Source organism: Xanthobacter wiegelii (genome assembly GCF_043193855.2).
Taxonomy (GTDB): Bacteria; Pseudomonadota; Alphaproteobacteria; order Rhizobiales; family Xanthobacteraceae; genus Xanthobacter; species Xanthobacter flavus_A.
The window spans coordinates 4,422,570-4,448,966 of the sequence record NZ_CM195529.1 but is presented as its reverse complement, the minus strand read 5'-3'; the positions used below and the strand labels follow the sequence as shown (position 1 = coordinate 4,448,966).

The 26,397-nt window shown below is 68.5% G+C and carries 28 protein-coding genes; 12 read left to right on the top strand and 16 right to left on the bottom strand.

The window, feature by feature from the left end; all coding sequences use genetic code 11:
- Positions 1–236 precede the first annotated feature (236 nt).
- Both V5F63_RS20790 and V5F63_RS20785 read left to right on the top strand, forming a co-directional pair.
- Positions 237–1,562 carry a phenylacetate--CoA ligase family protein gene (locus tag V5F63_RS20790; RefSeq protein ID WP_394102673.1) on the top strand — a complete coding sequence of 442 codons (1,326 nt, stop codon included), beginning with the start codon at positions 237–239 and terminating at the stop codon, positions 1,560–1,562.
- Positions 1,563–1,569: 7 nt separating this feature from the next.
- Positions 1,570–2,472 carry an alpha/beta hydrolase gene (locus tag V5F63_RS20785; RefSeq protein WP_394102674.1) on the top strand — a complete coding sequence of 301 codons (903 nt, stop codon included), beginning with the start codon at positions 1,570–1,572 and terminating at the stop codon, positions 2,470–2,472.
- A gap of 91 nt (positions 2,473–2,563) precedes the next feature.
- Here the strand turns inward: V5F63_RS20785 and V5F63_RS20780 are convergent, their stop codons facing one another.
- The 6 genes from V5F63_RS20780 to V5F63_RS20755 are packed head-to-tail and all read right to left on the bottom strand — an operon-like array spanning position 2,564 to position 7,481.
- Complete coding sequence (locus tag V5F63_RS20780) at positions 2,564–3,682, bottom strand: CaiB/BaiF CoA transferase family protein (protein ID WP_394102675.1); 1,119 nt, start codon at positions 3,680–3,682, stop codon at positions 2,564–2,566.
- A gap of 5 nt (positions 3,683–3,687) precedes the next feature.
- Positions 3,688–4,008 (bottom strand): 2Fe-2S iron-sulfur cluster-binding protein, encoded by a 321-nt coding sequence (locus tag V5F63_RS20775; RefSeq protein ID WP_394102676.1) that lies wholly within the window; start codon positions 4,006–4,008, stop codon positions 3,688–3,690.
- Positions 4,009–4,044: 36 nt separating this feature from the next.
- Positions 4,045–4,794 carry an SDR family NAD(P)-dependent oxidoreductase gene (locus V5F63_RS20770; protein ID WP_394027628.1) on the bottom strand — a complete coding sequence of 250 codons (750 nt, stop codon included), beginning with the start codon at positions 4,792–4,794 and terminating at the stop codon, positions 4,045–4,047.
- The gene (locus V5F63_RS20765; RefSeq protein ID WP_394102677.1) at positions 4,791–5,621 is read right to left on the bottom strand and encodes an enoyl-CoA hydratase/isomerase family protein; all 831 of its coding nucleotides are present in this window, start codon (positions 5,619–5,621) and stop codon (positions 4,791–4,793) included. The genes V5F63_RS20770 and V5F63_RS20765 overlap by 4 nt, the downstream gene beginning before the upstream one ends.
- 49 nt (positions 5,622–5,670) lie before the next feature.
- Positions 5,671–6,204 carry an aromatic-ring-hydroxylating dioxygenase subunit beta gene (locus V5F63_RS20760; protein WP_209485275.1) on the bottom strand — a complete coding sequence of 178 codons (534 nt, stop codon included), beginning with the start codon at positions 6,202–6,204 and terminating at the stop codon, positions 5,671–5,673.
- The gene (locus V5F63_RS20755) at positions 6,204–7,481 is read right to left on the bottom strand and encodes an aromatic ring-hydroxylating oxygenase subunit alpha (protein ID WP_394102678.1); all 1,278 of its coding nucleotides are present in this window, start codon (positions 7,479–7,481) and stop codon (positions 6,204–6,206) included. Before V5F63_RS20755 ends, V5F63_RS20760 begins: the two co-directional genes overlap by 1 nt.
- 372 nt (positions 7,482–7,853) lie before the next feature.
- Between V5F63_RS20755 and V5F63_RS20750 the strand changes: the two genes are divergently transcribed.
- The 6 genes from V5F63_RS20750 to budA all read left to right on the top strand — a co-directional run bounded on the left by V5F63_RS20750 (position 7,854) and on the right by budA (position 13,365).
- Positions 7,854–8,993, top strand: a complete 1,140-nt coding sequence (locus tag V5F63_RS20750) for an ABC transporter substrate-binding protein (protein ID WP_394102679.1) — start codon at positions 7,854–7,856, stop codon at positions 8,991–8,993.
- 166 nt (positions 8,994–9,159) lie between these two features.
- Positions 9,160–10,032: a branched-chain amino acid ABC transporter permease gene (locus V5F63_RS20745; protein ID WP_394027634.1), complete on the top strand. Its 873-nt coding sequence runs from the start codon at positions 9,160–9,162 to the stop codon at positions 10,030–10,032.
- A gap of 2 nt (positions 10,033–10,034) precedes the next feature.
- Positions 10,035–10,991 (top strand): branched-chain amino acid ABC transporter permease, encoded by a 957-nt coding sequence (locus V5F63_RS20740; protein WP_394102763.1) that lies wholly within the window; start codon positions 10,035–10,037, stop codon positions 10,989–10,991.
- Positions 10,988–11,773, top strand: coding sequence for an ABC transporter ATP-binding protein (locus V5F63_RS20735; protein ID WP_394102680.1), 786 nt, complete (start codon positions 10,988–10,990; stop codon positions 11,771–11,773). Before V5F63_RS20740 ends, V5F63_RS20735 begins: the two co-directional genes overlap by 4 nt.
- A complete protein-coding gene (locus V5F63_RS20730) occupies positions 11,760–12,461 on the top strand; it encodes an ABC transporter ATP-binding protein (protein WP_209485264.1) in 702 nt (233 codons plus the stop codon). Before V5F63_RS20735 ends, V5F63_RS20730 begins: the two co-directional genes overlap by 14 nt.
- Before the next feature lie 70 nt (positions 12,462–12,531).
- Positions 12,532–13,365 (top strand): acetolactate decarboxylase, encoded by an 834-nt coding sequence (gene budA / locus V5F63_RS20725; protein WP_209485262.1) that lies wholly within the window; start codon positions 12,532–12,534, stop codon positions 13,363–13,365.
- A gap of 15 nt (positions 13,366–13,380) precedes the next feature.
- On the opposite strand, the gene V5F63_RS20720 is transcribed toward budA, so the two are convergent.
- Positions 13,381–13,926 (bottom strand): hypothetical protein, encoded by a 546-nt coding sequence (locus tag V5F63_RS20720; protein WP_394027640.1) that lies wholly within the window; start codon positions 13,924–13,926, stop codon positions 13,381–13,383.
- 224 nt (positions 13,927–14,150) lie between these two features.
- On the opposite strand from V5F63_RS20720, the gene V5F63_RS20715 reads away from it, so the two are divergent.
- The 3 genes from V5F63_RS20715 to V5F63_RS20705 all read left to right on the top strand — a co-directional run bounded on the left by V5F63_RS20715 (position 14,151) and on the right by V5F63_RS20705 (position 16,062).
- Entirely contained in the window at positions 14,151–14,627 is a 477-nt protein-coding gene (locus tag V5F63_RS20715) for a MarR family winged helix-turn-helix transcriptional regulator (protein WP_394102681.1), read from the top strand.
- The gene (locus V5F63_RS20710) at positions 14,627–15,781 is read left to right on the top strand and encodes an FUSC family protein (RefSeq protein WP_394102682.1); all 1,155 of its coding nucleotides are present in this window, start codon (positions 14,627–14,629) and stop codon (positions 15,779–15,781) included. The genes V5F63_RS20715 and V5F63_RS20710 overlap by 1 nt, the downstream gene beginning before the upstream one ends.
- Positions 15,782–15,882: 101 nt before the next feature.
- Complete coding sequence (locus V5F63_RS20705) at positions 15,883–16,062, top strand: hypothetical protein (RefSeq protein ID WP_394102683.1); 180 nt, start codon at positions 15,883–15,885, stop codon at positions 16,060–16,062.
- Positions 16,063–16,072: 10 nt separating this feature from the next.
- On the opposite strand, the gene pta is transcribed toward V5F63_RS20705, so the two are convergent.
- From pta to V5F63_RS20685, 4 genes are all read right to left on the bottom strand, one after another.
- Entirely contained in the window at positions 16,073–17,164 is a 1,092-nt protein-coding gene (gene pta / locus V5F63_RS20700) for a phosphate acetyltransferase (RefSeq protein ID WP_394102764.1), read from the bottom strand.
- A 71-nt stretch (positions 17,165–17,235) separates the two neighbouring features.
- On the bottom strand, positions 17,236–19,011 hold the full coding sequence (xsc, locus tag V5F63_RS20695; protein WP_394102684.1) for a sulfoacetaldehyde acetyltransferase: 1,776 nt from the start codon (positions 19,009–19,011) through the stop codon (positions 17,236–17,238).
- Positions 19,012–19,123: 112 nt separating this feature from the next.
- Complete coding sequence (locus V5F63_RS20690; protein ID WP_209485249.1) at positions 19,124–20,464, bottom strand: MFS transporter; 1,341 nt, start codon at positions 20,462–20,464, stop codon at positions 19,124–19,126.
- Entirely contained in the window at positions 20,428–22,134 is a 1,707-nt protein-coding gene (locus V5F63_RS20685; RefSeq protein WP_394102685.1) for a GMC family oxidoreductase, read from the bottom strand. The genes V5F63_RS20690 and V5F63_RS20685 overlap by 37 nt, the downstream gene beginning before the upstream one ends.
- Before the next feature lie 193 nt (positions 22,135–22,327).
- Here V5F63_RS20685 and V5F63_RS20680 point away from each other — a divergent pair, with 193 nt between their 5' ends.
- On the top strand, positions 22,328–23,161 hold the full coding sequence (locus tag V5F63_RS20680) for an IclR family transcriptional regulator (protein WP_209485245.1): 834 nt from the start codon (positions 22,328–22,330) through the stop codon (positions 23,159–23,161).
- 10 nt (positions 23,162–23,171) lie between these two features.
- Here V5F63_RS20680 and nthA read toward each other — a convergent pair whose 3' ends face one another.
- The 5 genes from nthA to V5F63_RS20655 are packed head-to-tail and all read right to left on the bottom strand — an operon-like array spanning position 23,172 to position 26,350.
- Positions 23,172–23,801 (bottom strand): nitrile hydratase subunit alpha, encoded by a 630-nt coding sequence (gene nthA / locus V5F63_RS20675; RefSeq protein WP_394102686.1) that lies wholly within the window; start codon positions 23,799–23,801, stop codon positions 23,172–23,174.
- Positions 23,798–24,100, bottom strand: coding sequence for an SH3-like domain-containing protein (locus V5F63_RS20670; RefSeq protein WP_281066335.1), 303 nt, complete (start codon positions 24,098–24,100; stop codon positions 23,798–23,800). The genes nthA and V5F63_RS20670 overlap by 4 nt, the downstream gene beginning before the upstream one ends.
- Complete coding sequence (locus V5F63_RS20665; RefSeq protein WP_394102687.1) at positions 24,097–24,510, bottom strand: hypothetical protein; 414 nt, start codon at positions 24,508–24,510, stop codon at positions 24,097–24,099. Before V5F63_RS20665 ends, V5F63_RS20670 begins: the two co-directional genes overlap by 4 nt.
- Entirely contained in the window at positions 24,507–25,355 is an 849-nt protein-coding gene (locus V5F63_RS20660) for an ABC transporter ATP-binding protein (RefSeq protein WP_394027652.1), read from the bottom strand. The genes V5F63_RS20665 and V5F63_RS20660 overlap by 4 nt, the downstream gene beginning before the upstream one ends.
- The gene (locus tag V5F63_RS20655; protein WP_209485235.1) at positions 25,352–26,350 is read right to left on the bottom strand and encodes an ABC transporter substrate-binding protein; all 999 of its coding nucleotides are present in this window, start codon (positions 26,348–26,350) and stop codon (positions 25,352–25,354) included. Before V5F63_RS20655 ends, V5F63_RS20660 begins: the two co-directional genes overlap by 4 nt.
- Positions 26,351–26,397: the final 47 nt, after the last annotated feature.

The following is a 26,397-nucleotide window of genomic DNA, read 5'->3' as shown; positions in this document are numbered from 1 at the left end:
AAAGGGCGGTACACCGGCGCAGCGCGTACTGAGGCACCATCGGCCGCTGCATCGAGCGGCGCGACAGGTGATCAAGGCGCCTTCCCTATGGTAGCCTCGCCGTGTCAGCGCGCCACCGACGTTGATGCAGATCAAAATCGCCGTTTACATAGACCATCCGTTCGGTCTATTAATTCGCCAATCGAGAGCGGCCACAAGAGCCGTGTGTTCCAACGGTCGGATGGGGGAGGAGCCAGATGCAGCATCCCGAGGTGGAGTCGCTCGACCGCGACGGAATTCTGAAGCTTCAGCGCGAGGGCCTCGCCGGCCTCGGCGCGCGTCTCGCCCGGTGCGACACCTGGAAGGCGCATTTTGCCCAGGCCGGCATGAAGCCGGAGGATCTCGCCTCCGAGGACGGCCTCGCCAACGCGCCCTTCATGGACAAGTCGCTGCTGCGCGACCTCTATCCCTTCCCCTTCCTCACCGTGCCCATGGAGAGCGTGGAACGCTTCGTCGCCACCTCCGGCACCACCGGCCTGCCGGTGACCTTCGGCATGACGAAGAATGATTACAACACGCTGCTGCCCTATCAGATGGCGCGCCTGCTCAGCGCCGCCGGCGTGAAGCCGGGCTTCCGCGCCTATCAGGGCTATGGCTATGGCCTGTGGATCGGCGGCCCGGCGCTGGATGCCGGCTTCTCCGCCGTGGGCTGCACCAACTTTCCCATCGGGCCCGGACGCGGCGAACTCGCCGCCCGCTGGCTGCGCGACCACGCCTATGATGTCGCCTCCATGTCGCCGCTGTGGCTGATGACGCTGGTGCAGGCCGCCAAGAACCAGGGCATCGATCCGCGCACGGACTGGACGCTCAAGGTCGCCATCCTCGGCGGCCAGTCGGTCTCGGCCGAATTCCGCGCGCAGCTGGAAGCCGAGATGCCGGAAGGCTTCATGAGCCACAACATCTACGGCACCACGGAGGCCGGCGGGCCGATCCTCGCCATCTCCACGCCCCACACCCATGCGGACGACGAGCTTCAGCTCCTCAACGAGGATACGGTGATCGTCGAGATCCTCGATCCCAAGACCATGAAGCCGGTGTCCGAGGGCGAGGTCGGCGAGATCGTCATCACCACCCTGCGCAAGGAGGCCTCGCCGGTGGTGCGCTGGCGCACGCGCGATCTCGTGCGCCTCTCCCCGCGCCCCTACGATTGCCCCTCGGGCCGGCGCGGCATGCGCAAGATCGGCCGGATCATCGGGCGCACCGACGACATGATCAAGTTCAAGGGCGTCATCGTCTTCCCGTCCCAGATCGAAGACGTGATCGCCGGCATTCCCGGCCTCGCCAAGGAAGCCTGGCAGATCTACGTGGACAAGGAAGCCACCACCATCGGCAAGATGACGGTGGCGGTGGAGGCGGTCACCGCCTCGCAGCGTCCCGGCGAGGATGCGGCGGCCGACGTGCGGCGCGAGATCAAGGCCCGCCTCGGCATCAACGTGAACGTGGAATGCCACGCGGAAGGCGTGCTGCCGCGCTACGAGGCCAAGGCCACGCGCGTGCTGCACCGGCCCGAAGCGACCCACTGAGGCGGCCTTGGCAGAGGCTCTTTCCTCCGACGCACCCGCCTTCGAGCGGGTGCGCGCGCGCATCGCGGCCGCCACATCGGCGTGGGCGGCGGGCATGACGCTGGCCGAGATCCGCGACAGCTTCGAGGCTTTCCTCGCAGACGGGGAGAGCGCGCCGGAGGTGACGCGCACGCCGCTCGCCCGCGCCGGCCTTCCCGCCTGCGCCTTCGATGCCCCGGGGGGCGATGCCGCCCGCGTCCTGCTCTATTGCCATGGCGGCGGCTTCCAGATCGGTTCCATCCGCTCCCATGCCGGGCTGATGGCGCGGCTTGCGGCGGCGAGCGGGATGCGGGTGATCGGTTTCGACTATCGCCTCGCCCCCGAGCACCGCTTTCCGGCGGCGCATGACGATGCCTTCGCAATCTATCGCGCGATGTTGGAGGCGGGGGAAACGCCGCTCGCGCTGATGGGGGATTCCGCCGGCGGGGCGCTGGCGCTCGGCACCGTGATGCGGGCGCGGGATGCGGGATTGGCGCTGCCCAAGGCGCTGGTGCTGCTCTCGCCGTGGCTCGATCTCACCATGGGCGGGGAGAGCTATAGCGCGCTGGCGGACCGGGACATCTTCTCCCGTCCCGAGCAGTTGAAGGCCATGGCGCGCACCTATCTCGGCCGGAACCACGCGCCGGCCGATCCCGCCGCCTCGCCGGTGCTGGGGGATCTTTCCGGCCTGCCGCCGGTGCTGGTCCACGCCGGCGGGCACGACATCACGCTCGACGACAGCCACCTTCTTGCCCGCCGCGCGGCGGAACAGGGTGGGCGGGTGGAGGTCGAGGTGTTCCCCGGCATGTGCCACCATTTCCAGGTGTTCGCGGAGCTGCCCGAGGCGGCTCAGTCGCTGACCCGGATCGGCGATTTCCTGCGCGGGCTTTGAAACCCGGCCTCCTCCCGACGCCTTTCGACGTCGCTTGCGCCGGGCGCACTCGCCGGCCTCCCGCCACCGCCGGGAGGCCGGTTTTTTCGTTTCACCCCAGCCGCGCCGGATCGAGCCCCCAGTCTGCGAGGATGGCCGGCCCGTCCGCGCCCGGTGCCGCGGGACCTTGAGCCACCTCCGAGGGGGTGGCGGAGAAGCGGGGGGCGGGGGCGGGTTGAGTCACGCCGTCGACCGTCACGAACGCGCCGCGCGCCTGCGCATGGGGGTGCGCGGCGGCCTCGTCCCAGTCGAGGATGGGGGTGACGCAGGCGTCCGTGCCCGCGAACAGCGCCGCCCAATGGTCGCGCGGCGCGGTGAGGAACAGCGCCGCGAGCCGCGCGCGCAGGCGGCCCCAGCGGTCGGGATCGGCGGCGTGGGTAAACTCGGTGGGCTCCAGCCCCAGCCGTTCCAGCAGGACGCGGTGGAAGCGGCCCTCCACCGGCGCGACGGCGAGGAACTTCCCGTCCGCGCAGGCATAGGTGCCGTAGAAATAGGCCCCGCCATCCAGCAGGTTCGCGCCGCGCGCATCGCTCCACATCCCGCCGGCGCGGAAGCCCCAGAACATGGCGGCGAGGAGCGAGGCGCCATCCGTCATGGCGGCGTCCACCACCTGTCCCTGACCGGTGGTCTGCGCCGCGAGCAGCGCTGCCACCATGCCGAACGCCATCAGCATGCCGCCGCCGCCGAAATCGGCGACGAGGTTCAGCGGCACGGGGGGCGGCGCATCGGCCGGGCCGATGGCGGCCAGCGCCCCGGTCATGCCGAGATAATTGAGGTCGTGCCCGGCCGCGTCCTTGAGCGGGCCGTCCTGCCCCCAGCCGGTCATGCGGCCGTAGACGAGGCGCGGATGGGCGGCAAGGCACGGCTCCGGGCCGAGGCCGAGGCGCTCCATCACCCCCGGCCGGAAGCCCTCGATGAGGCCGTCCGCGCGGGCGATCAGATCGTGCATCACGCCGAGGTCGGCCTCGGCCTTGAGGTCGAGGGCCAGCGACCGGCGGCCGCGCGCCAGCACGTCGAACCGCGTGTTCATGAGCGGCAGTTCCGCCCGCGCGCCCTTCTGGTGGATGCGGATGACCTCCGCCCCCGCATCCGCCAGCATCATGGCGGCGAAGGGGGCGGGGCCGAGGCCCACCATCTCGACGATGCGCAGTCCCGAAAGCGGACCCGGCATCGTCCTCAGCCCTGGCCGGCGGGCAGATGGACGACGAGGCCGTCCAGCGCCGGGGCCACCTTGATCTGGCAGGAGAGGCGGGAGGTTTCGCCCACGTCCTCGGCGAATTCCAGCATGTCGCGCTCCATTCCGGTGGCCTCGCCCACCTGCGCGGACCATGCGGGGTCCACATGCACATGGCAGGTGGCGCAGGAGCAGGCGCCGCCGCACTCGGCGACGATACCGGGCACATTGGCGCGGCGGGCGCATTCCATGACGGAGAGCCCGTCATCCGCATCGATCTCGATGCGCGCGGCGGCAGGCGTGACGAAGACGATGCGGGTCATCGGGGGCTTCCAGTGTATTGGTCTTGCTTGCGAAATTCAGGCGCCGCAGCCCATGCCGCCGGAGACGCCCAGCACCTCGCCGGTGATGAAGGCGGCGCCCGGCGAGGCGAGGAAGGCCACCGCCGCCGCCACTTCCTCCGGCTCGCCCATGCGGCGCAGGAGGGTGAGGGCGGCCATGTCGGAGAGGATCTTCTCGCCCACCTCCGCCACCGCCCGCTCCACCATGGGGGTGCGGATCGGGCCGGGGGCGACGGCGTTCGCGGTGATGCCGTAGCGGGCGTTTTCGCGGGCGATGGAGCGGGTGAAGCCGATGAGCCCGGCCTTGGCGGCGGCATAGACCGCACCGCCCTTCGAACCCAGCCGCCCCGCCTCGGACGCGACGTTCACGATCCGCCCATAGCGCGCCGCCTGCATGGCCGGCAGCGCGTGGTGGGTGAAGAGGAAGGCAGTTTCCAGATTCACCGAGAGCAGGAACCGCCAGTCGTCCACCGTGGTGTCGGTGAAGAAGGCGTGCTGGTCGGCGCCAATATTGTTCACCAGCACGTCGAACGGGCCGTGGGTGGCGAACAGCGCCTGCGCGGCCGCCGCGTCCGTGCCGTCCATGTGGACGAAGGTGGCCCCGGTCTCGCCCGCGAGCGCGGTGCCGGTCGTGGCATCGCGATCGCAGAAGGTGACGGCCAAGCCGTCCGCGCCGAGCTGGCGGACGATGGCGGCGCCGATGCCGGCGCCGCCTCCGGTGACGAGCGCGCGGCGCGGGGGCAAAAGCGGCTTCTCGGGCGCGCTCATCGGCCGGTGAAGACGGGCTTGCGCTTCTCGATCACCGCCGCGAGGCCCTCGCGGCTGTCGGCGGTGAAGGAGAGTTCGGAGACGGTGCGCGCCTCCTCCGGCAAGGCGCGTTCCACGTCCAGCGCGTTCCACAACAGGCGCTTGGTGGCGGCCATGGCGAGCGGCGCGCCGGAGGCATAGAAGCGCGCGGCCTTGCCGGCTTCCTCGGTCAGCGCCTCGTCCGCCACGCACTTGGTGATGAGGCCGATGGACTGCGCCTCCTCGGCGCTCACCACGCGGTTGGAGAGCATGATTTCCGCCGCCCGGCGGAAGCCCACGAGATGGGGCAGGATGACCGAGGCGCCGGCATCCGGCGCCATGCCCACGCGCGTCGCCCCGGCCATGAACTTGGCACCCGCGCCGGCGATCACGATGTCGGAGGCGCAGACGAGGCCGAGCCCGCCGCCGCCAGCCGCATAGCCGTGCACCTCGGTGACGACGACGGCCTTCAGGCGGATGAGGGCGCCGATGGCGACCTGGAGATAGGCCGTCACCTCGCGCAGGAAATCGCCCAGCGCCTCACCTTTGGAGGCGAACTCGCGCACGTCGCCGCCGGCGCAGAAATTCGCGCCCGCGCCGCGCAGATGCACCACCCGGACATCGGCGGCGCGGTGCACCACCATGATGGCCCTGTAGAGCGCCTGCATCAGCTCGATGTTCATGCCGTTGGCCGAGCCGGGACGGTTGAGCGTGAGGGTGGCGACGCCATCGGCATAGTCGAGCAGGACGGGGCCTTCGGCGATCCAGCTTTCGGGGGCGGGGGTGCTGTGTGTGGTGCTGTGTGTCATGGAAGCCTCTGGGGTGGGAGGGGAGGGAGCACGGTGGCAGGGCCCGCCCTCACACCAGGAACGACAGGGTGAAGATCGGCTTCATGTTGTTCACGAGGCAGATCTTCTTGCGCACCAGCCGGAAACCCTGTTCCGTCATGCGCAGGCGGTAGGTGTTGCGCGCCGCCCAGAGCGTCTCGCCGCGCAGATTGTCCTCGTAGATGAGGACGTTGGCGCGCACGTCCACCTCGGGGCCGCGCACCTCGGCGATCTCGATGTTGGAGATCACGCGGGCCAGCTCCGAGCGCGGCGTCTGGGTGTGGCGGCGGCCGGTCTTGAGCTGGCGGATGCGCACGCCGATGCGCGAGCGGTTGTCATAGAGCACCGACATTTCCTTCTCGGGGTCGGTGTCGTCGCCATTGGCGGGGACCCAATAGATGGCGTCGTCGGTCCACAGCGCCTCCCACCCGTCATAATCGTGGGTGTCGGCGAGGCGCGCCTCCAGATAGAGGAATTGCGCCACCTGATGGTGCAGCGTCGCGGGCTCGATCTTGGCGAGGTCGGGGGCGGAGGCGTCCGTGAAGGAGTGAGCGAGGGCGGTCATCAGCGGGCCTCCGTCATCAGGTTCAGATAGTGGCGCCAGATGCCGCGCTGGGGCGTCTCGTCGGTGGAATGGGCGATGCGGAAGCCGTTCTCGTCGAGGCGCTCGCGGTGCAGGCCGCGCGAGAGCACCAGCCATTCCGGATCGAGGATCTGCGCGCCGCGATGGTTGCGCTCGTACATCTCCGTATCGTCGGCGAGGAGGAGGCCGGCGGGGCCCACCGAGCCCATGGTCTGCTGGCGCAGGCGGCGGTTGATGTCCGGCGCGCCCTTGAACTGCACGGCGGTGACATGCTGGATGGTCTCGTCCACCGCCACCGGCTGGAGCACGAAGATCTGGATCTCGGCGATGAAGAGGTTCGGGAAGATCATGACGTGGGGCGAGCCGTCGATCATGATCTCGCGCGCGCGCTCCTCGCCATAGGCCGCGTTCATGCGCGTCACATAGTCGGGCAGGCGCTCCGGCGTGGTGCCGAACCACTGGAGCGGCTTGTCGTTCTTGCGCCATTCGGGGCGCAGATCGAACTCGGTGTGGCCGTTTCCATAGTCGCGGGTCAGCGCCGTGGAATCCGCCCCATAGAGGCTGCCGATGCCGGAGTTCGTCACCTGGAAGACGGAGCCATGGACGAAGCCGGGGTGATAGCCGTCCGTCTCGTTCTCCAGCATGAACTTCCAGTTGGCCTTGGTGCGGTGCTGCAGGAAGCCGGCGGTCAGCTCCAGCTCGCCGGTGGGTGAATTGTCGAGCAGCTGGTCGAGGGCCGCCTTCGCGCCGCCGAGGTGTTCCTCCAGCGAGATGCCCTCGGCCGCCAGGGAGCCGAACACGAAGCCGCGATAGATGGCGATGCGCGGCACCTTGCCGAGGTTCAGCCCCGCCTTGCTCTGGCCCTCGTAGCCCTCCGGCAAGGCATAGCCCATGAGGTCGCCGGTGTTGGAGAAGGTCCAGGAGTGATAGGGGCAGGTGAAGGACGTGCGGTTGCCCTTCTGGTAGGCGCACAGCTGGTTGCCGCGATGGGGGCACTTGTTGAGGAGGAGGCGGACCTCGCCCTCCTTGTCCCGCACCATCAGCACCGGCATGGGTCCGATGGACTTGGTGACGTAATCGTTCTTGTTGGGAATTTCGCTGGTGTGGCCCACATAGACCCAGGTCTTGTACCAGATCTTCTCCAGCTCTTCCTGGAAGATGGCCGGATCATAGTAAAGACGGCTGTTGATGCGCGCGGGCTCGATGAGCGCGCGATAGTCGCGGGCCTGTGCGGCCTCGGACACGGCGGCGTGCGGCATGGCGGTCCACCCCTGGTGTGGTCTTTGGATTGGCGGATAATTCATCGAACGATCGATCTAACTATTCCCGCGATCCTTGCGCCATGTCAAGCGGAACCCTGCGACGTGCCGATGCGAAATCTTTGAGGGGCGGATGCGCGAAAGGCGCGCTTTGATATTGATACGTCCCTGAATTGCCGCAAAAAGTCCGCTTCGCTGACCTTGCGTTCAAACGCCCAAGATTCTGGTGGCAATGCGGTGCGATCTGAATTAAAAAGACCGAACGATCTAACGATAATAGATCGAAGCGTGATGCCCCCTCGCTGATCTCCGCAGGCTTGCCCGCGGTGGCGACGGCGCGGCGGCGTCAGCCATCAATCCTGGGGAGGACACATGAAGAGGATTGTCACGGGCGCCCTCGCGCTGGCCCTGCTCGCCACCGCCGCCCCCGCTCTCGCCGACATCAAGATCGGCGCCGTGGTTTCCGAGACGGGGCCGGCCTCCTCCCTCGGCGATCCCGAGGCCAAGACCATCCGCATGATGGTGGAGGAGCTGAACGCCAAGGGCGGCATCAAGGGCGAGAAGGCCAAGCTCGTCCTCTATGACGATGGCGGCGACCCTTCCAAGGCCAAGACCTTCGCCACCCGCCTCGTGGAAGACGACGGCGTGGTCGCCATGGTCGGCGGCACCACCACCGGCACCTCGCTCGCCATCCTCGCGGTCGCGGAAGAGAGCAAGGTGCCCTTCATCTCGCTGGCGGGCGCCATCGAGATCATCGATCCGGTGAAGCCCTTCACCTTCAAGACCCCGCACACCGACCGCATGGCGTGCCAGAAGATCTTCGACGACATGAAGGCCCGCGGCCTGACGAAGATCGGACTCATCTCCGGCACCGACGGCTTCGGCGCCTCCATGCGCGCCCAGTGCATCGCGGTGGCCAAGACCTCCGGCATCGAGATCGTCGCCGACGAGACCTATGGGCCGAAGGATGCGGACATGACCCCGCAGCTCACCAACATCCGCAACAAGCCGGGAATCCAGGCGGTGCTCAACACCGGCTTCGGGCAGGGGCCGGCGACCATCACCCGCAACTATGCGCAGCTCGGCATCACCTTGCCGCTCTACCAGTCCCACGGCGTCGCCTCCAACGCCTTCATCGAATTGTCCGGCGCCAAGAATGCCGAGGGCGTGCGCCTGCCCGGCACCGCGCTGCTCGTGGGCGAACTGCTCGATCCGAAGGACCCGCAGAAGCCCGTGGTGCTGGCCTACAAGGCGAGCTTCGAGAAGGCGGCGAACGCGCCGGTCTCCACCTTCGGCGGCTATGCCCATGACGCCATGCGCATCCTCACCGAGGCGCTCAATAAGGCGCCGTCCGCGAAGCCCGCCGCCATCCGCGATGCCATCGAGAGCACGACCGGCCTCGTCGGCACCACCGGCACCTACAATTATTCGAAGACCGACCATCTCGGCCTCGATCTTTCTGCCTTCCGCATGCTGGAAATCAGCAATGGCGGCTGGAAATTGGTGAAGTAGGCGCAGCTTTGCTGCACATCTTCCGCCGCGCCCGTCGCGGCGGACCATAAGCCGCCCCCGCCGGGCCAGCGCCCGGCGGCAAGGCGCGGCACCCTTCCACACAGCGTGAGGCGGCCCGCCGGTGCAACCCGGCCGCCGCTTTGAACCGCCCGCGGGGAGCGAGCGCATGTCCGATCTGCTGCAATTCCTGGTGTCCGGGGTCACGGTGGGCGCGGTCTATGCCCTCGTCGCCCTCGGTTTCACCATCATCTACAACGCCTCCGACGTGGTGAACTTCGCCCAGGGCGAGTTCGTGATGCTGGGCGGCATGATCTCGGTGGCCGGTGTCGCCGCCGGATTGCCCTTGCCGCTCGCGGCGCTCATCGCCATCGCACTCACGGCGGCCATCGGCGTGGCGCTGAACACCTTCGCCATCGAGCCGGCGCGTGGGGCGCCCGTGGTGTCGCTCATCATCATCACCATCGGCGCCTCCATCTTCATCCGGGGCGTGACCCAGATCGTGCTCGACAAGGGCACCCACCGGCTGCCCTCCTTCTCCGGCGACGATCCCATCCGCGTGCTGGGCGCCACCGTGCTGCCGCAGAGCCTGTGGGTGGTGGCGGGGGCGGTGGCCATCTTCGTGGCGCTGTGGCTGTTCTTCACCCGCACGCTCATGGGCCGCGCGGTGCTCGCCACCTCCAACAATCGCCTCGCGGCGCAGCTCGTTGGCATCAACACCCGCTTCGTGATGACGTTCTCTTTCGCCTTGTCCGCCGCCATCGGCGCGCTGGCGGGCGTGCTCATCACCCCCATCCTGCCCACCAGCTTCGAGATCGGCATCACGCTGGCGCTGAAGGGCTTCGCCGCCGCCATGCTGGGCGGCATGGGCAACCCGAAGGGCGCGCTCGCAGGCGGGCTGCTGCTGGGCCTCATGGAGGCGCTGACGGCGGGCTACATCTCCTCCCACTACAAGGATGCGGTGGCCTTCTTCGTCATCCTCGCCGTGCTGTTCGCCTTCCCGCGCGGCCTTTACGGCAGCAATCCGGTGGAGCGCGTGTGACCATGCGGCTCTCCTCCAAGCAGTCCACCTTGCTGGTGCTGGCGGTGCTCATCATCGCCAGTCCCTTCTTTTTCCCGTCGAACTATTATTACCGCGTGGGCTCTCTGGTCTTCGTCAATTCCATCGCGGTGGTGGGCATCGTCATCCTCACCGGCTATGCCGGGCAGATCAGCCTCGGCCATGCGGGTTTCCTCGGCATCGGCGGCTATGCCTGCGCGCTGCTGCCGGCGCATGTCGGCCTGCCGCCCGCGCTCGCGGTGGTGGCCGGGGCGGCGATTTCCGGCGCCATCGCCTACGGGGTGGGCCGGCCCATCCTGAAGCTGAAGGGCTATTACCTCGCGGTGGCGACGCTCGGCTTCGGCGTGCTCGTCTCCATGGTGCTCGCCAATGAAGGCTGGCTGACGGGCGGGCCGGACGGCATCAAGGTGCCGGACCCCGGCCTGCGCGCGCTGCTGGAACAGGCGGGCATCGAACTCACCAACCCGCAATTCTGGTACGCCTTCTGCGGCCTCGTGCTGTTCATCGGCGCCTGGCTCGCGCTGAACCTGCGCGAAAGCCCCACCGGCCGGGCGCTGCGCGCGCTGCACGGCTCGGAGGTGGCGGCGCGCACGGCGGGCATCGACGTCGCGAAGGCGAAGCTGAACGCCTTCGTCATCTCGGCCGTCTATGCCTCGGTTGCCGGCTCCCTTTTGGCCTTGCAGAACCGGCTCATCACGCCGGACGTGGCGGGCTTCATGCACTCCATCGAGTTGGTCACCATGGCGGTGCTGGGCGGGGCGGGATCGGTGCTGGGCGGCATCTTCGGCGCGGCGCTGCTCACGCTCCTGCCGCAGGTGCTCACCGTGCTGCAGGATTACGAGCACGTGGTCCTCGGCCTCGTGATGATGCTCGTGATGATCTTCCTGCCGGCGGGGCTCATCCCCAGCGCCCGGCGCCTGTTGCGGGGGAGGGGGGAATGAGCCTCTTGCAAGTGGAAGGCCTCGGCATCTCCTTCGGCGGCGTCACGGCGGTCAACGACGTGTCGTTCGCGCTGGAGACGGGCAGGATCCTGTCCGTCATCGGCCCCAACGGGGCGGGCAAGACCACGCTGTTCAACATGATCTCCGGCGTCTACCTGCCGAAATCCGGTCGGGTGCGCCTCGACGGCGAGGACGTGACGGGCCTGCGCCCGGATTTGCTGGCGGTGCGGGGCATGTCGCGCACCTTCCAGAACCTTCAGATCTTCCACGAGATGAGCGTGCTGGAGAACGTCATCGTCGGCTTCCACATGCACGAGCGCGGGCCGGTGCTCGCCGATCTCTTCGGCCTGCCCGGATCACGCAAGCGGGCACGGGCGGCGGCCGAGGGCGCGCGGGTGCTGCTGGAGCGGGTGGGGCTGGAGCGGGCGGCCGAGCGCGAGGCGGGCGCCCTCTCCTACGGCGCGCTGAAGCGCCTCGAGATCGCCCGCGCGCTCGCCGCCAGCCCCCGCGTGCTGCTGCTGGACGAGCCGGCGGCCGGCTGCAACGCGGTGGAGACGGAGGAGATCGACCGCCTCATCTGCGAGGTGGCGAAGACCGGCGTCGCCATCCTCTTGGTGGAGCACGACATGAAGCTGGTGATGCGCCTGTCCGACACCATCGTGGTGCTGGACCATGGCGAGAAGATCGCCGAGGGCGATCCCGCCGTCGTCAGCCGCGACCCGAAGGTGATCGAGGCCTATCTCGGCGCCGGCACGACGGAGGCGCTGAATGCTCACGGTTGAGGGGCTGCGCTCGCGCTACGGGCGCATCGAGGTGCTGCACGGGGTGGACCTGTTCGTCGGCTCCGGCGAGATCGTCACCGTGGTAGGGGCGAACGGGGCGGGCAAGACGACGCTGCTGCGCTGCCTCTCCGGCGTGCAGCCGGTGTCGGGCGGCTCCATCACCTTCCGCGGCGAGGCTTTGACGGCCGTGCCGGCCTATCGCCGGGTGGCGCGGGGGCTGGCGCAATCGCCGGAGGGGCGGCAGATCTTCACCAATCTCAGCGTGGAGGAAAACCTGCGCCTCGGCGCCTTCGTCTTCGCCGACGCGCGGGTGGAGCGCGACATGGCGGACGCCTTCGCCATGTTCCCCATCCTGAAGGAGAAGCGCAACCAGCTGGCCGGAGGCCTTTCCGGCGGGCAGCAGCAGATGCTGGCCATCGCCCGCGCCCTTATGGGACGGCCCGCCTGCCTCCTGCTGGACGAGCCCTCCATGGGCCTCGCGCCCATCCTGGTGGCGCAGATCTTCGAGGTGGTGAAGGGGCTCAAAGCGCTGGATGTCACCGTGCTGCTCGTGGAGCAGAACGCCTTCGGCGCGCTCTCGGTGGCCGACCGCGGCTATGTGATGGAGACCGGCCGCGTGACGATGGTGGGACCGGCGGCGGAGCTGATCGCCGACCCGCGCGTGCGGGAGGCGTATCTGGGGATTTGAGGCGCGTTGCCTCCCCGCCGCAAATCTGCTCTTGAAGGCCGTTGCTCCCAGCCCCCGGAGAGATGGACCCATGCCGCGCGTCGAGATCGATCTGCCGCTCTCCCTGAAGACCGCGCTGGAACAGGAAGCCGCCCGCGCCGGGAAGGATCTCGGCACGCACATTCGCGCCATCCTCGCCGATCATCTGAAGGCCGAGGTCCACACCGTGTTCCAGGTGTCCACCTCGGGCGCGCTGGTGGCCGGCGTGTACGACCGGGAGGTGAGCGTCGGCACGCTGCTGGAGCACGGCGATTTCGGCCTCGGCACCTTCGCCGGGCTCGACGGCGAGATGGTGGTGCTGGATGGCAAGGCCTTCCAGGTGCGCGGCAGCGGCGCGGTGCATGAGGCGCCGGCGGAGGCCGGCTCGCCCTTCGCGGTGGTGACGCGCTTTTCCGCCGATCGGGTGGGGGAGACCGAAAGCGTCACCAGCTTCGACGGCCTCGGCGCCGCCTGCGACTGCTTCCGCGCCTCCGACAACATCTTCCACGCCGTGCGGCTCGATGGGCGGTTCAGGAAGGTGAAGGCCCGCGCCGTGTGCCCGCCCAAGCCCGGCACGCCGCTCGCCGAGGCGGCGAAGACGCAGAGCGAATTCACCTTCGAGGACGTGGACGGCACGCTGGTGGGCATCTGGTCGCCCTCATACTCCGCCGAGTTCAGCGTGGAGGGCTACCACTTCCACTTCCTCTCGGACGACCGCAGCCAGGGCGGCCATGTGCTGGAGGTGGAGGCGGGGCCGCTGAAGATCGCGGTGGAGAACCTCACCGACTTCCACCTCATCCTGCCCGAGACCGAGCACTTCCTGAAGGCGAACCTCGACCAGGACGTGGCGGCGACGCTGAGCACCGTCGAGCGCTCGCACTCCTGAGCGGGCGCCGTCCCGTCAGTCGGCGGGGGTGTGCCGGCGGAAGAGGATCTGCCGCATCCGGTCCGCGCCGATGGCGCGCGTGACGTTCTTGAAGGCGAAGAAGGGCAGCAGCGACACGAACAGGATCACGGTGACGATCACCGTGCCCACCCCGCCGCCGCCGACCTCGACCGCGCTGGCGGTGATGGCGTGGCCGCTGAACTTCGCGATCACCGACCGCTCGATGACGTGGAAGACGAGGAAGAACAGGGTGCAGATCACCGCCTCGTAGAGGATGACGAGAATGAGGGGGCGGCCCCTGAGCCAGCGGGCGACCTCCAGTTCCTCGATCACCAGCATCACCTTGGCGAGCACCAGCGCGTTGAGGAAGGCGAAGCCCTGGAAGGTGACGGCGTTGCCGTGGGCGCGCTCCACCAGCGCCTGGTTGAGCACGAACAGGCCGAGTAGCACCCACAGATAGAGGAACAGGAACAGGAAGCTGCGCGCCTGCCGGAGCGCCATCTCCTTCAGCGCCGCCGCCCGGCCGCCCCCCGCTTCGGCCCTCGGATTCCGCTCGTTCATGACCCCTCCTGCCGTCCGGCCGATGCCCTCGCCGCACCAGCCCCCGCCGCGTCGCGGGGGCGTACAGGCGCGGAGGGGGGAAGGCAATACGGAGACGCTCAAGCTCCCGCCCGACGCGGCGCGGCCGGCAAAGGGCGCGAGGCTCTCCGCGCTATGGCATAAGCCGGCCAGATCCCCATATAATTTGTATTGCAATTCAAATTATATTCTGGTTTCCATCGGGCATGGAATCTGCCCCCGCCTCCACCTCGCCCCGCGCCCGTTTCGGCGTGCGCTTCGCCCTTCTCGCCCGCCGCTGGCGCCGGGCGCTCGATGCCCGTCTGGCCGAGGCGGGGCTCTCGGATGCCACCTGGGTGCCGCTGGTCCATCTCCATGAATCCGGTGACGGCATCACCCAGAAGGAGCTGGCCGCGCTGGTGGGCATCGATGGGTCGAGCCTCGTGCGCCTGCTCGACATCCTGTGTCGGCAGGGCCTCGTGGAGCGGCGGGTGGATGCGGCCGACGCCCGCGCCCGGCTGGTCCATCTCACCGACGCCGGCCGCGCGCGCGTCGCGGAGATCCGCCGCGAGCTGGAGAAGGGAGAGGCGGAAATGCTGGCCGATCTTTCGGACGCCGACATCGCGGCCATGCTCCGCAATTTCCAGCTGATCGAGCAGCGGCTCCAGGCCCTTCAGGCGCAGCGCGCGGAACAGGTGACGTGATGACCCCGCCCGAGCCCGCGCGCGCGTCCTCCGCCGATGCGGCGACGCTGCCGACCCGCCGCCGCGATGCCGCGCGCCATCTGTTGAAGCCGCACCAGATCCGCGAAAGCTGGGGCCTCGCCCCGCAGCCGTGGCTGCGCAATGCGGGGCTGGCCGGCCTGCAATCGGCGCTGGCCGCCGCCATCGCCTTGCCGCTGACGCTGGTCTCGCCCTGGCCGCATCTTGTCGGCTTCGCGGCGCTGGGCACGCTCGCCGCCTTGTTCGGCCGCTTTGCCCCGCAGGCGGGACGGGGCCGCATCGTGCTCGCCTGCGCCTTGTGGCTGACGGGGGCGGTGCTCGCCATGTCCGCGGCGGCGTGGCTCGGTGCGTCCTTCACCGTGCAACTCGGGCTGCTGGCCGTCGCCTGCGGATTCTTCTTCTTCGTCGCCACCACCGGCCAATATGGACCGCCCGGCGCGCTGATCTTCGTCTTCGCCGCCGGTGCCGCCATGGGCCATGCGACGACCGGGCGGGACGTGATCGAGCGTGCCGCCGCGACGGCGGTGGCGGCGGGCCTCACCTGGCTGATCTGCGCCGCGACGGAGCGTTTCCGCCGGCAGGCTTCGGATGAGGCGCCGTTTCCGGTGGACCCGCTGCGGCCGCTGGATCACCGGCTGATCGCGGCCGCGCGCATCGCGCTCGGCTCGGGCATCGCCGCTTTCGCCGCTTATGGGGCCGGCGCGGCGCATCCCGCCTGGGCGGCGCTCGGCACCGTGGCGGTGATGCAGGGCGCCCATCTGCACATCAGCATGAACCGCGCCCTGCAGCGCATGGCGGGCACCGTGGTCGGGGCCGGCCTCGTGTGGGTGATCCTCGCGCAGGAACCCTCGGTGGGGAGCGTCATCGCGCTGCTGGTGCTGCTGCAATTCACCACCGAGCTGATCATCGGCGCCAATTACGCGCTCGGCCAGATCCTGGTCACGCCCATGGCTTTGCTGATGAGCTACCTCGCCGCCCCCGGCGCCGCCGGGACAGCGATGGCGCCGGAACGGGTGTTCGACACGCTGGTGGGCGCCGGCATCGGCATCGTTCTGGCGGTGGCCTTCTCGACGCTGGACGACCGCATCCATCTCGCCCGCCACCATGCGGCGCGCGAGGGCCGGCGGTCGGGCTGAGGTCGATTGTGCGGTGCAATAGGAGTGATGTTGCGCCGCACTTGGCGGGCGGTCGCGCAAGGTGTATATTCATCCCTTCGAAACCACGTCCGTGACCAGAGATGACCCAAGACGACTTGCGCAAGGTTTTCCTGCCGCTCGTACTGGTGGCGGCGCTGTTTGCCGCCGCGGCGCCGCGCGCGGCCGGGCAGCCGATCTCGCTGTCGGCCGTCTCCAAGTCGCTCGCCCAGTGGGGCGAGGCCTATGCGGACGCTGCGCCCCTGCTCCAGCTGGGCAACTGATTTCGTCCCTTCAGCCCGCGCGTGTCACGCCGAGATCCGTTGACGGTCGAGGGCTCTGCCACAGGCTGTCGACGCGCGCCGGCATCGCCGATGGAAGCGCTCGCCCCGCGTCTGCGCGAGAAGCCTGCGCACAGGTGAGCGCGATCATGTGGAACACGTCGTCCTGGGAGCAGCCGCGCGAGAGATCGTTGGCGGGCTTGGCGAGGCCCTGAAGCACCGGCCCGATGGCCTTCGCCCCGCCCATGCGCTGGGCGATCTTGTAGCCGATGTTGGCGGCATCGAGATTGGGGAAGACGAACACGTTCGCATCGCCCCGGATCTGCGAGCCCGGCGCCGTCTTGGCCGCGCCCACCGTGGCGACGAAGGCCGCGTCGAACTGCAATTCCCCCTCGATCACCAGATCCGGCTCGGCCTGTCGCACGAGGCGCACGGCCTCCACCACCTTGTCCACCCTCTGGTGGCGCGCGCTGCCGTTGGTGGAGAAGGAGAGCATGGCGACGCGCGGCGCCTCGCCGGTCATGGCCGTATAGGAGTGCGCCGCCGCGCGGGCGATGTCGGCGAGTTCCGCCGCATCGGGGTCGATCACCAGCCCGCAGTCGGAGAACACATAGGCGCCCTTCTGCGCGTGATACTCCTCGCACAGGATCATGAGGAAGAAGCTGGAGACGATCTTCGCCCCGGGCGCGAGGCCGATGATCTGGAGCGCGGCGCGCACCGTCTCCGCCGTGGTGGCGACCGCGCCGCCCACCGTGCCGTCCGCATCGCCCTGCCGCACCATCATGGCGGCATAGGCCAAAGGCTCGCGGATGCGGCGCCGGGCGGCGGGAAGGTCCATGCCCTTGGCGTGGCGCAGGAGGTGCAGGGCCTCCGCATAGGCCTCGCCGCGCGGCGCGGTGGCGGGATCCTCGATGGCAATGCCCCGCGCATCGCCACCGAGGGCCGCCAGCACCTCCTCGTGGGCGCCGAGGAGGATGGGCCGGGCGATGCCTTCGTCCACGGCGCGGCGGGCGCCGGCCGCGATGCGCGGGTCGCTCCCCTCCGGCAGGACGATGCTGCGGGGCGCGGCACGGGCGGCGTCGATGATCCGGTCGAGGGCGAGCATGGCCGTGATCTCGGTGGGGCAGAAAAGGCCGGGCGGGGCGTGCGGAGGGGCCATCCCCGCCCGGAGGCGGGTCAGCGGGCGATCTGCGCGCGCATGTCGTCGCGGGCGATGCCGGCCACCGGCACCGGCTTCTTCATGGCATCCCGGCGGAACGGCTCGCCGAGCTCCTGGTTCAGCACCACCTCGATGAAGGTGGTGATGCCGGCCTTCTGCTCTTCGGCGGCGGTGTGGATGGCCTCCTTGAGGCTCTCCGGCGTGTCCACGCGCACGCCCTTGAAGCCGCAGCCCTCGGCGATCTTCGCGTAGGAGAGCTTGGGGTCCAGCTCGGTGCCGACGAAATTGTTGTCGTACCAGAGCGTGGTGTTGCGCTTCTCGGCGCCCCACTGGAAATTGCGGAACACCACCATGGTCACCGGCGGCCATTCCTCGCGGCCGATGGAGGTCATCTCGTTGATGGAGATGCCGAAGGCGCCGTCGCCGGCGAAGCCGAACACCGGTACGTCGGGGCAGCCGATCTTGGCGCCGATGATGGCCGGGAAGGCATAGCCGCACGGGCCGAACATGCCCGGCGCCAGATATTTCCGGCCGATCTCGAAGCTCGGATAGGCATTGCCGATGGCGCAATTGTTGCCGATGTCCGTGGACATGATGACGTCCTTCGGCAGCGCCGCCTGGATCGCCCGCCACGCCTGACGGGGCGACATGCGGCCCTTGTCGCGGGCGCGGGCGTCCTCGTTCCAGCGGGTGCCGGGATCGTCGTCCTCATGGTCCATGGAGGCGAGCTGCTGGAGCCAGCGCGAGCGGGTCTGGTGGATCAGCGCGCGGCGCTCCGCCCGGCCGGCATCGCCGGCGCCGGGGGCGAGCCGGTCGAGCAGCTGGCCGGCCACTTCCTTCGCGTCGCCGCAGATGCCCACCGTGATCTTCTTGGTGAGGCCGATGCGGTCCGGATTGATGTCCACCTGGATGATCTTGGCCTGCTTCGGCCAGTAGTCGATGCCGTAGCCGGGCAAGGTGGAGAAGGGGTTGAGGCGGGTGCCGAGCGCCAGCACCACGTCGGCCTGCGCGATCAGCTCCATGGCGGCCTTCGAGCCGTTGTAGCCGAGCGGGCCGACGGCGAGCGGATGGCTGCCGGGGGCGGCATCGTTGTGCTGGTAGCCGGCGCACACCGGCGCATCGAGCCGCTCGGCGAGCGCCATGGCCTCGCCGATGGCGTTGCCGATGACGACGCCCGCGCCGTTCAGGATCACCGGGAACTTTGCCTGCGAGAGGATTTCCGCCGCCTCGGCGATGGCGTTGCGGCCGCCGGCGGGACGTTCGAGGCGCACGATCTGCGGCAGCTCGATATCGACCACCTGGGTCCAGAAATCACGCGGCACGTTGATCTGCGCGGGGGCGCAGGCGCGCCAGGCCTTCTCGATGACGCGGTTGAGCACCTCGGCGACGCGGGAGGGGTCGCGCACCTCTTCCTGGTAACACACCATGTCCTGGAACATGGCCATCTGGGAGACTTCCTGGAAGCCGCCCTGGCCGATGGTCTTGTTGGCGGCCTGGGGGGTCACCAGCAGCATGGGCGTATGGTTCCAGTAGGCGGTCTTCATGGCGGTGACGAAGCCCGTCACGCCCGGCCCGTTCTGGGCGATGGCCATGGCCATGCGGCCGGTGGCGCGGGTGTAGCCGTCGCAGATCAGGCCCGCATTGGTCTCGTGGGCGCAATCCCAGAAGCGGATGCCGGCCTTGGGGAAGAGGTCGGAGACCGGCATCATGGCCGAGCCGATGATGCCGAAGGCCTCGTTGATGCCGTGCGCCTGCAGGACTTTGATGAACGCCTCTTCGGTGGTCATCCTCATGACGGAAAATCCTTTTGGAACCTTTGGAGATCTTGCAGTGAGATCTTGAGTGCTTGGGGGAGTGGGAGGCGGCGGCCACGCGCCGCCTCCAGATTGCGCGCTGTCCCGAGGCTCAGCGCGCCGGCTGCCGGGCCGCCTCAGTGGTGGCCCGCGCGGCCTTCGATAATTGGGTGCCGGGGGCCGGCACCCGTATCGCCAAAGCGCAGAGCATGGAGACCAGCGCGGCGAACACCACGTAGGCGCACACCTGCCAGGGCAGTCCGTCGCCACGGGCGAGCAGATAGGTGGCGATGATGGGGGTGATGCCGCTCGCGACGATGCCGGAGAACTGGTAGACGAACGAGATGCCGGTGTAGCGCACCCGGGCGTCGAACAGGTCCGAGAAGAGTGCGGCTTCAGGCCCGTAGCACATGGCGTAGAGCACGCCGAACGGGAACACGATGCCGAGCGCGATCAGCGGCAGCGAGCCGGTGGAGAACAGCCAGAAGGCCGGGTACACCACCAGGGCCAGGAGCGCCGAGCCCACCGCATAGGTGCGCGGACGGCCCCACTTGTCGGAGAGCTTGCCGAACATGGGGATGGTGAACACCATCACGAAGGCGGCGAGCGTCACCAGCCACAGCGCGGTCGTGCGCGGGATCTTCACGTAGTTCGCCAGATAGACGATGGAGAACACCGCGAAGACGTTGAAGAACACGCCATCGATGTAGCGCACGCCCATGCCCAGGAGCACGTTGCGCGGATACTCCCGCAGCATGGTGAAGAAGGGGATGGCCTCCGCCTTGTTGGCGGCCTTCACCTGCTCGAACTCCGGCGTCTCGTGCACCTTCAGGCGGATGTACATGCCCACGATGATGAGCACGATGGAGCCGATGAAGCCCACGCGCCAGCCCCACGCCATGAACTGCTCGTCCGGCAGCATGGAGACGATGGCGGTGACGCCCGAGGCGAGGCACAGGCCGAGCGCGAGGCCGATCTGCGGGATGGAGGCGAAGAAGCCGCGCTTGTTCTCCGGCGCGTATTCATACGCCATCAGCACCGCGCCGCCCCACTCGCCGCCGATGCCGATGCCCTGGGCGATGCGCAGGAGCAGCAGCAGGATGGGCGCGGCGATGCCGATCTGCGCATAGGTGGGCAGGAGGCCGATGGCCACCGTCGCCACGCCCATGATCATCAGCGTGATGATGAGCATGCTCTTGCGGCCCAGCTTGTCGCCGAAATGGCCGAAGATGAGCCCGCCCACCGGCCGCGCCACGAAGCCCACCGCGAAGGTGGTGTAGGCGAGCAGGATGGAAACGACCGGATCGTCGGCCGGAAAGTACAGTTTGTTGAAGACGATGCCGGCGACGATGCCGTACAGGAAGAAGTCGTACCACTCGATGGTCGCGCCGATGACGCTGGCGCCGACCACGCGCCTCAGCTCGCGACTTGAAGCTCCCGCTTGCCCAGCCATTGTTGTGTCCTCCCGTCATTGATTTGATTTGGGGCGTTGTCTCGCCCATTTCTGTTGTTCGCCACGTCTTCCCGGATCATGTCAGCGGCTTTTTCTCCGATCATGATCGCGGGAATATTTGTGTTGCCGGACACGAGGCTCGGCATCACGGAGCAATCCACCACCCACAGGCCATCGACGCCACGGACCCTTAGGCGCGGGTCCACCACCGCGTCGCGGTCGGCGTCGGGGCCCATCCGGCAGGTGCCGGCGGGGTGGAAGATGGTGGCGCCGTATTCGCGGGCGAAGGCGAGGAGGCCCTCGTCGTCGGTGACGCCCGGTCCCGGCAGCTTCTCTTCCGCCACATAGCTCTTCAGCGGCTCGGTGGCGGCGAGTTTGCGCGCGAATGTCATGGCGGCGACGGCGCAGCGCCGGTCCGTCTCGGTGGCGAGATAATTGGCGGTGATCTTCGGCGGCGCGAGCGGGTCGCCCGAGCCGAGCCGCACCCAGCCGGTGCTTTCCGGCCGCAGCTGGCACACCGAGAGGGTGAAGCCGGAATAATCATGCACCTTGCCGCCGGCCATGTCGGCCGAAAGGGTGCCGATGTGGAACTGGATGTCGGGGGTCTTCGATTCCGGCAGCACGCGGGTGAACAGTCCGCCCTGGTTGATGCCGATGGCGAGCGGCCCTCCCCGGAAGAGGAGATATTCCAGCCCCATCCTGAGGCGCCCGAACAGGGAGTTCAGCGCATCGTTCGTCGTGATGGGCTTCGTGCAGCGATAGAGCAGGCGCAACTGGAGATGGTCCTGCAGATTGCCGCCGACGCCGGGGCTGTCCACATGGACGCCGATGCCGTTGGCCTTCAGGTGCTCCGCCGGCCCGATGCCCGAGAGCATGAGCAGATGGGGCGACTGCACCGAGCCCGCCGAGAGGATCACGCCGCGGCGCGCGCGGATGACCTTCACCTGTCCGCCGGTGCTCACCTCCAGGCCCACCGCCCGCCCGTTCTCGAACAGCACGCGGCGCGCCTGCGTCTCGGTCAGGATGGAGAGGTTGGCGCGGCCCTTGGCGGGGGAGAGATAGGCCCTCGCCGCGCTCATGCGGAAGCCGCTGCGGGTGGTGAGCTGGTAATAGCCGACGCCCTCCTGCCGGGCGCCGTTGAAGTCCTGGGTTTCCGGCACGCCGAGCTTGCCGCCGGTCTCCTTGATGACCTCGATCAGCTCGTGCTTGCGCGGAATGGAGCTGATGCGCACCGGCCCGCCGGTGCCGTGGAGGGGATCGCCGGCAAAGGCGGGATTGTCCTCGAGCTTGCGGAAATAGGGCAGCACATCCTCGAAGCCCCAGCCGGTGGCGCCGCGCGCGGCCCAGCCGTCGTAATCCTCCTGCTGGCCGCGGATGACGATGAGGCCGTTGATGGAGGAGCAGCCGCCGAGCACCCGCCCGCGCGGCCAGTAGATGCGCCGGTCGCCCATGGTGGGTTCCGGCTCGGTGTGGAAGCGCCAGTTGAGGCGATCGTTCCACATGGTCTTCCCGTAGCCGATGGGCACGTGAATCCAGGGATTCGTGTCCTTGGGGCCGGCCTCGACCAGAGCGACGCGGCTTTTGCCGTCTTCACTCAGCCGGTTGGCCAGAACACACCCCGACGACCCGGCGCCGACGACGACGAAGTCGAAGTTTTCCTCGCCTTGCATGGGCAGTTTCCTCTCTGCGAAACAGACGATGCGACGAAGGGATGAGATGAGTCAATGCATTTTTTGAACTGAAACGTCTCATTGAGTGAGATTTATGTTGTGCAGTGCGAGCGGCGCCGTGTGCACCTGCGTTGCGTTTGACACCCCGCCGCCAGCCGCTAAGGCTGCACGCAGCGAAAGGCTGGCGATTCAAATGGCCAAGGCAGCGAAGCAGCAGCTGGAGACGCAGGAGAAGCCCGAGAAGCCGGAGGAGCGCGACAACGCCTCCGCCATGCTGCGGGCGCTGGATCTGCTCGGCGAGATCGCCCGATCGGAGACGCCCCTCGGCGTGCCGGAGCTGTGCGTGCGGCTGTCCCTGCCCAAGCCCACCGTTCATCGCCTGTGCCAGAAGCTGGAGGCGGAATCCTATCTGCTGCGCGAGCCGGACGGCCGGCGCTTCGCGACGGGGCCGCGCTTCCTGCGCATGGGCTTCGACATGCTGCGCAATTCGGTGAGCGCCGAGCGGCGGGGCATCCTCGAGGCGCTGGTGGAGGTGGCGGGCGAGACGTGCAATTTCGTCACCCGGGTCGGCTCGGAAGCCATCTATCTCGACCGCGTGGAAGCCGCCTGGCCGCTGCGCCTGCATCTGGAGGTGGGCTCGCGCGTGCCCATGCACTGCACGGCCTCCGGCAAGCTCTTCCTCTCCGCCATGCGCCCCGTGCAGCGCCGGCGCATCCTCGAAACGCTGCACCTGAAGGCGCAGACCCCCAACACCCTCACCACCGTGGAGGCGCTGGACGCCGAGCTGGAGCGCATCGCGAAGAATGGCTACAGCACCGACGATCAGGAGTTTCTGGAGGGCCTCGTCGCCATCGCCGTTCCGGTGAAGGACAGGCGCGGCACGGTGGTCGCGGCGGTCGCCTGCCACGGCCCGCTGCCGCGCTTCTCGCTGGAGAAGGCGAAGACGCTGGTGCCCAACCTCAAGGAAGCCGCCGAACGGCTGGCCGCCACCCTTCCCGATTCCGGCGCCGACGACGCGGACGGCTGAGACGGGCCTGTTACGGCGCGACGATCGCGGTGCCGATCATGCTGTCGCGGGTGACGAGGCGGGCAAGATCCGCCTCGCTCGCGTCCTCGGTGCCGGCGGGGCGGCGGGGCAGGACCAGATAGCGCATGTCCGCATTGCTGTCGTGGACGCGCACCTTCACGCTCTCCGGCAGGTCCAGCCCGAATTCCTTCAGCACGTCGCGCGGCGCGCGCACGGCACGGGCACGGTAGGATTTCGAGATGTACCACCACGGCGGCTGGCCCAGCAGCGAGCGCGGATAGCAGGAGCACAGGGTACAGACGATGACGTTGTGGAGATCGTCCGTATTCTCCACCACCACCAGCTGCGCCTCCTTGATGGTGAAGCCCAGCTCCGCGGCGGCGCCGGCGCCGTCCTTCAGCAGGCGGGCCTTGAAGGCGGGGTCCACCCAGGCGCGGGCCACCAGCCGCGCGCCCCATTCCGGCCGGGGCGCCTCGAGGGCGGCGATCACCCTGTCCGTCTCCTCGGGGGCGAGGAGGCCCTCCTCCAGCAGGATCTGGTGCAGGGCACGGGTCATCAGGGCGTAATAGTCGGAGCCCTGATGCCCCTCGATCACGGGAACGGCGCTCATCTCGGCGGGGGAGGCGGGTGTCGCAATCATGGGGCGTCGTCCTGTGCCGGCGCGAGCCAGTGGTCGTAGACTTCGATCTCCAGCGTGTCGTCGGATGCGCCGGCATAATCGGGCCACAGATCACGCTGGCCGAGGCGCACGCGATAAAGGTCGATGGCCGGCAGGCCCGGCCGCGCGCAGGAAAGCTCTTCCGGATTGGGATAGGCGCCGCAATGGCGCTCCACCACCCCCACCTTGTGCCGCACATACCAGGGAATGCGCACGTGGCCCGGCTTGCCGATGTCGAGGATGCGCACGCGGTCGCCGGGGGCGAAGCGGGGCGCGCTCATGGCGCTTCGATCCCGGTGGGCGGGGCGCTCTTCCCGGAAACCGTCTTGGCCTCGTGGTCCACCTGCCGGCATTCCATGGCGGCGATGGCGTCCATGCGCGCGAGCACGGCGGCGCGGGGCACGATGCCCTTCTCGTCGAGCAGCACGGTGAGGGCTTCCGCCCGCCGCTCGTAGAAGCCGAGGGTATTGTACAGGTCCTCGCCGAAGCTCTCGAACACGCGGCGGATTTCGTCGAGGGAGACGATGCGGCCCTTGGCCTCCAGCGCGCCGCGCATGGCTTCCGAGAGCTTCTGCCAGTCGGCGAAGGCGTATTCGTCCTTCACCACCGGTCCGGCCGGCCGGCCGCCGATGTCGTGATAGCCGCGATAGGGGGGCGCTTCTGAACTGGTCGAACTCGTGGTGGCATTCATGGGGCGCTGCTCCTCACCGCCGTCTGGAACACCTCCAGCGCATGGGCCTTCAGCGCCACGAAGCGCGGGTCCGATATGGTCTCGGAATTGCGCGGCCGGGGCAAGTCGATGTCCATGTATTCGGCGATGCGCGACGGCCTGCGGGTGAGCAGCAGCACCTTGTCGGAGAGCCACACGGCCTCTTCCAGATCGTGGCTGACGAGGAGGGTGGTGGTGCGCGTCTCGGTGAGCACCTTCTGGAGCAGGTCGCGCATGGTCAGCGTCATCTCGTAATCGAGCGCGGAGAAGGGCTCGTCGAGGAACAGCACTTCCGGGTCCACCACCAGCGCGCGCATGATGGAGACGGTCTGCTGCTGGCCGCCGGACATTTCATAGGGGTAGCGGTGGAGGTCGAACTTGAGGTCGAACTGCGCCGCCAGCTTCTCGATGCGCCGCTCCCGCTCGGCCTTGGGCACGCCCATCATCTTCAGCGGATAATGGATGTTGTCGATGGCTCTCTGCCAGGGAAACAGCGCCTCGCGATAGTTCTGGAACACATAGCCGATGCGCGTCTCGGCGATGGTCTTGCCGTCGAACAGGATCTGCCCGGCATCATAGGGCAGGATGCCGGAGATCATGTTGATGAGCGTGGACTTGCCGCAGCCGTTCGGCCCGAAGATGGAGACGATGCCGCCGCGCGGGAAGTCGATGTCGAAGCCGGTATAGACCGGGTTGCCACGGAACGTCTTGGTGAGCCCGCGGATGGTGATGTGGGTGCCGGGCGTGAACCAGGTGAGGTCCGGCAGGGTCTCCCCCGCCGGCTCCCGCGTCTTGCGCTCCGTGGCGGTCATGGCGAAGGCGCTCACGACAGGTCCGACGGCTTGAGGATGAAGGGCTTGATGTCGAAGTCCTGCTTCAGCGCGCCCTCGGAGCGGAACACGTTGACGAAGGTCTGGTAGGAGGTGAGGTCGGTCTCGTTCAGCTCGGCCCACGGCCGCAAATAGGGCTGGGCGACGATCGCCACCTGGTCCGGCTTCACCGCCGTGTAGGCGGGCAGGATGGTGCGCAGCGAGGTATAGTTCTTCTCGGCCATGATGGTGGCCTCGTCGAGCGCCTCCACGAAGGCCTTGGCCACCTTGGGCCGCTCGGTGATGAACTTGGTGGTGAGCAGCGACACGCCCGAATAGAAGGGATCATAGACCGCCATCGACATGGGATTGGTGATGGCGCGCTTCGCCTCGCCCAGCGCCACGGCGATGGAGCCCACCGGCTCCAGCGAGAGCGTCGCGTCCACCGTGCCGGCGATCACGGCCTGCACCTGAAGGCCCACCGCCAGTTCCACGAGGCGCACGTCCTTGTCCGGGTCGAGGCCGGCCTTGCGCACCATGTAGCGCGACAGCGTGCGCCACTGGATGCCCGGCAGATGGCCCAGCGACTTGCCCTTCAGGTCGGCGAAGGTGGCGATGGGAGAGTTGTTGGCGACGATGAGCGCATCGTTGATGCGGTTCACCTTGATGCCGCCGCCCTGCAGGCCGAACACCTTGAAGGTGCCGGGAAACTGCGTCTCGGCGATCACCGCGATGCCGGCGGCGGCGCCCGGCGCGCCGGCATCGGCCCGGCCGGAGACGAGGGAATCGATGATCTGGTTGGGCGCCTGGAAGCGCACGGATTCGATTTCGATGCCGCGCTTCTCGAACAGCTTCTGCTCCAGCGCCACGTAATAGGCGAAGGACTGCATGATGGGCAGCCAGGAGACCACCACCTTCTCCTTCGGCTGGGCGCGGAGCGGCCGCGGGAAGGACGAGGCGGCGGCGAGCGTCGCGGCGCCGGCACCGAGGACGAAGTTGCGGCGGGTGGTCATGGTCGGTTCCTTCAGGGCAGGGCGGGCAGGGCGAAAAGGTCGGGAGA

Coding starts and splice junctions, on each gene's coding strand:
- budA (WP_209485262.1), top strand. CDS start 12,532: ATGCCGCGCGTCGAGATCGATCTGCCGCTCTCCCTGAAGACCGCGCTG.
- V5F63_RS20685 (WP_394102685.1), bottom strand. CDS start 22,134: ATGCAAGGCGAGGAAAACTTCGACTTCGTCGTCGTCGGCGCCGGGTCG.
- V5F63_RS20760 (WP_209485275.1), bottom strand. CDS start 6,204: ATGACCGCCCTCGCTCACTCCTTCACGGACGCCTCCGCCCCCGACCTC.
- V5F63_RS20655 (WP_209485235.1), bottom strand. CDS start 26,350: ATGACCACCCGCCGCAACTTCGTCCTCGGTGCCGGCGCCGCGACGCTC.
- V5F63_RS20780 (WP_394102675.1), bottom strand. CDS start 3,682: ATGCCGGGTCCGCTTTCGGGACTGCGCATCGTCGAGATGGTGGGCCTC.
- xsc (WP_394102684.1), bottom strand. CDS start 19,011: ATGAGGATGACCACCGAAGAGGCGTTCATCAAAGTCCTGCAGGCGCAC.
- V5F63_RS20740 (WP_394102763.1), top strand. CDS start 10,035: ATGCGGCTCTCCTCCAAGCAGTCCACCTTGCTGGTGCTGGCGGTGCTC.
- V5F63_RS20680 (WP_209485245.1), top strand. CDS start 22,328: ATGGCCAAGGCAGCGAAGCAGCAGCTGGAGACGCAGGAGAAGCCCGAG.
- V5F63_RS20745 (WP_394027634.1), top strand. CDS start 9,160: ATGTCCGATCTGCTGCAATTCCTGGTGTCCGGGGTCACGGTGGGCGCG.
- pta (WP_394102764.1), bottom strand. CDS start 17,164: ATGCTCGCCCTCGACCGGATCATCGACGCCGCCCGTGCCGCGCCCCGC.
- V5F63_RS20710 (WP_394102682.1), top strand. CDS start 14,627: ATGACCCCGCCCGAGCCCGCGCGCGCGTCCTCCGCCGATGCGGCGACG.
- V5F63_RS20765 (WP_394102677.1), bottom strand. CDS start 5,621: ATGACACACAGCACCACACACAGCACCCCCGCCCCCGAAAGCTGGATC.
- V5F63_RS20790 (WP_394102673.1), top strand. CDS start 237: ATGCAGCATCCCGAGGTGGAGTCGCTCGACCGCGACGGAATTCTGAAG.
- V5F63_RS20670 (WP_281066335.1), bottom strand. CDS start 24,100: ATGAGCGCGCCCCGCTTCGCCCCCGGCGACCGCGTGCGCATCCTCGAC.
- nthA (WP_394102686.1), bottom strand. CDS start 23,801: ATGATTGCGACACCCGCCTCCCCCGCCGAGATGAGCGCCGTTCCCGTG.
- V5F63_RS20735 (WP_394102680.1), top strand. CDS start 10,988: ATGAGCCTCTTGCAAGTGGAAGGCCTCGGCATCTCCTTCGGCGGCGTC.
- V5F63_RS20690 (WP_209485249.1), bottom strand. CDS start 20,464: ATGGCTGGGCAAGCGGGAGCTTCAAGTCGCGAGCTGAGGCGCGTGGTC.
- V5F63_RS20770 (WP_394027628.1), bottom strand. CDS start 4,794: ATGAGCGCGCCCGAGAAGCCGCTTTTGCCCCCGCGCCGCGCGCTCGTC.
- V5F63_RS20775 (WP_394102676.1), bottom strand. CDS start 4,008: ATGACCCGCATCGTCTTCGTCACGCCTGCCGCCGCGCGCATCGAGATC.
- V5F63_RS20755 (WP_394102678.1), bottom strand. CDS start 7,481: ATGCCGCACGCCGCCGTGTCCGAGGCCGCACAGGCCCGCGACTATCGC.
- V5F63_RS20715 (WP_394102681.1), top strand. CDS start 14,151: ATGGAATCTGCCCCCGCCTCCACCTCGCCCCGCGCCCGTTTCGGCGTG.
- V5F63_RS20705 (WP_394102683.1), top strand. CDS start 15,883: ATGACCCAAGACGACTTGCGCAAGGTTTTCCTGCCGCTCGTACTGGTG.
- V5F63_RS20750 (WP_394102679.1), top strand. CDS start 7,854: ATGAAGAGGATTGTCACGGGCGCCCTCGCGCTGGCCCTGCTCGCCACC.
- V5F63_RS20720 (WP_394027640.1), bottom strand. CDS start 13,926: ATGAACGAGCGGAATCCGAGGGCCGAAGCGGGGGGCGGCCGGGCGGCG.
- V5F63_RS20730 (WP_209485264.1), top strand. CDS start 11,760: ATGCTCACGGTTGAGGGGCTGCGCTCGCGCTACGGGCGCATCGAGGTG.
- V5F63_RS20665 (WP_394102687.1), bottom strand. CDS start 24,510: ATGAATGCCACCACGAGTTCGACCAGTTCAGAAGCGCCCCCCTATCGC.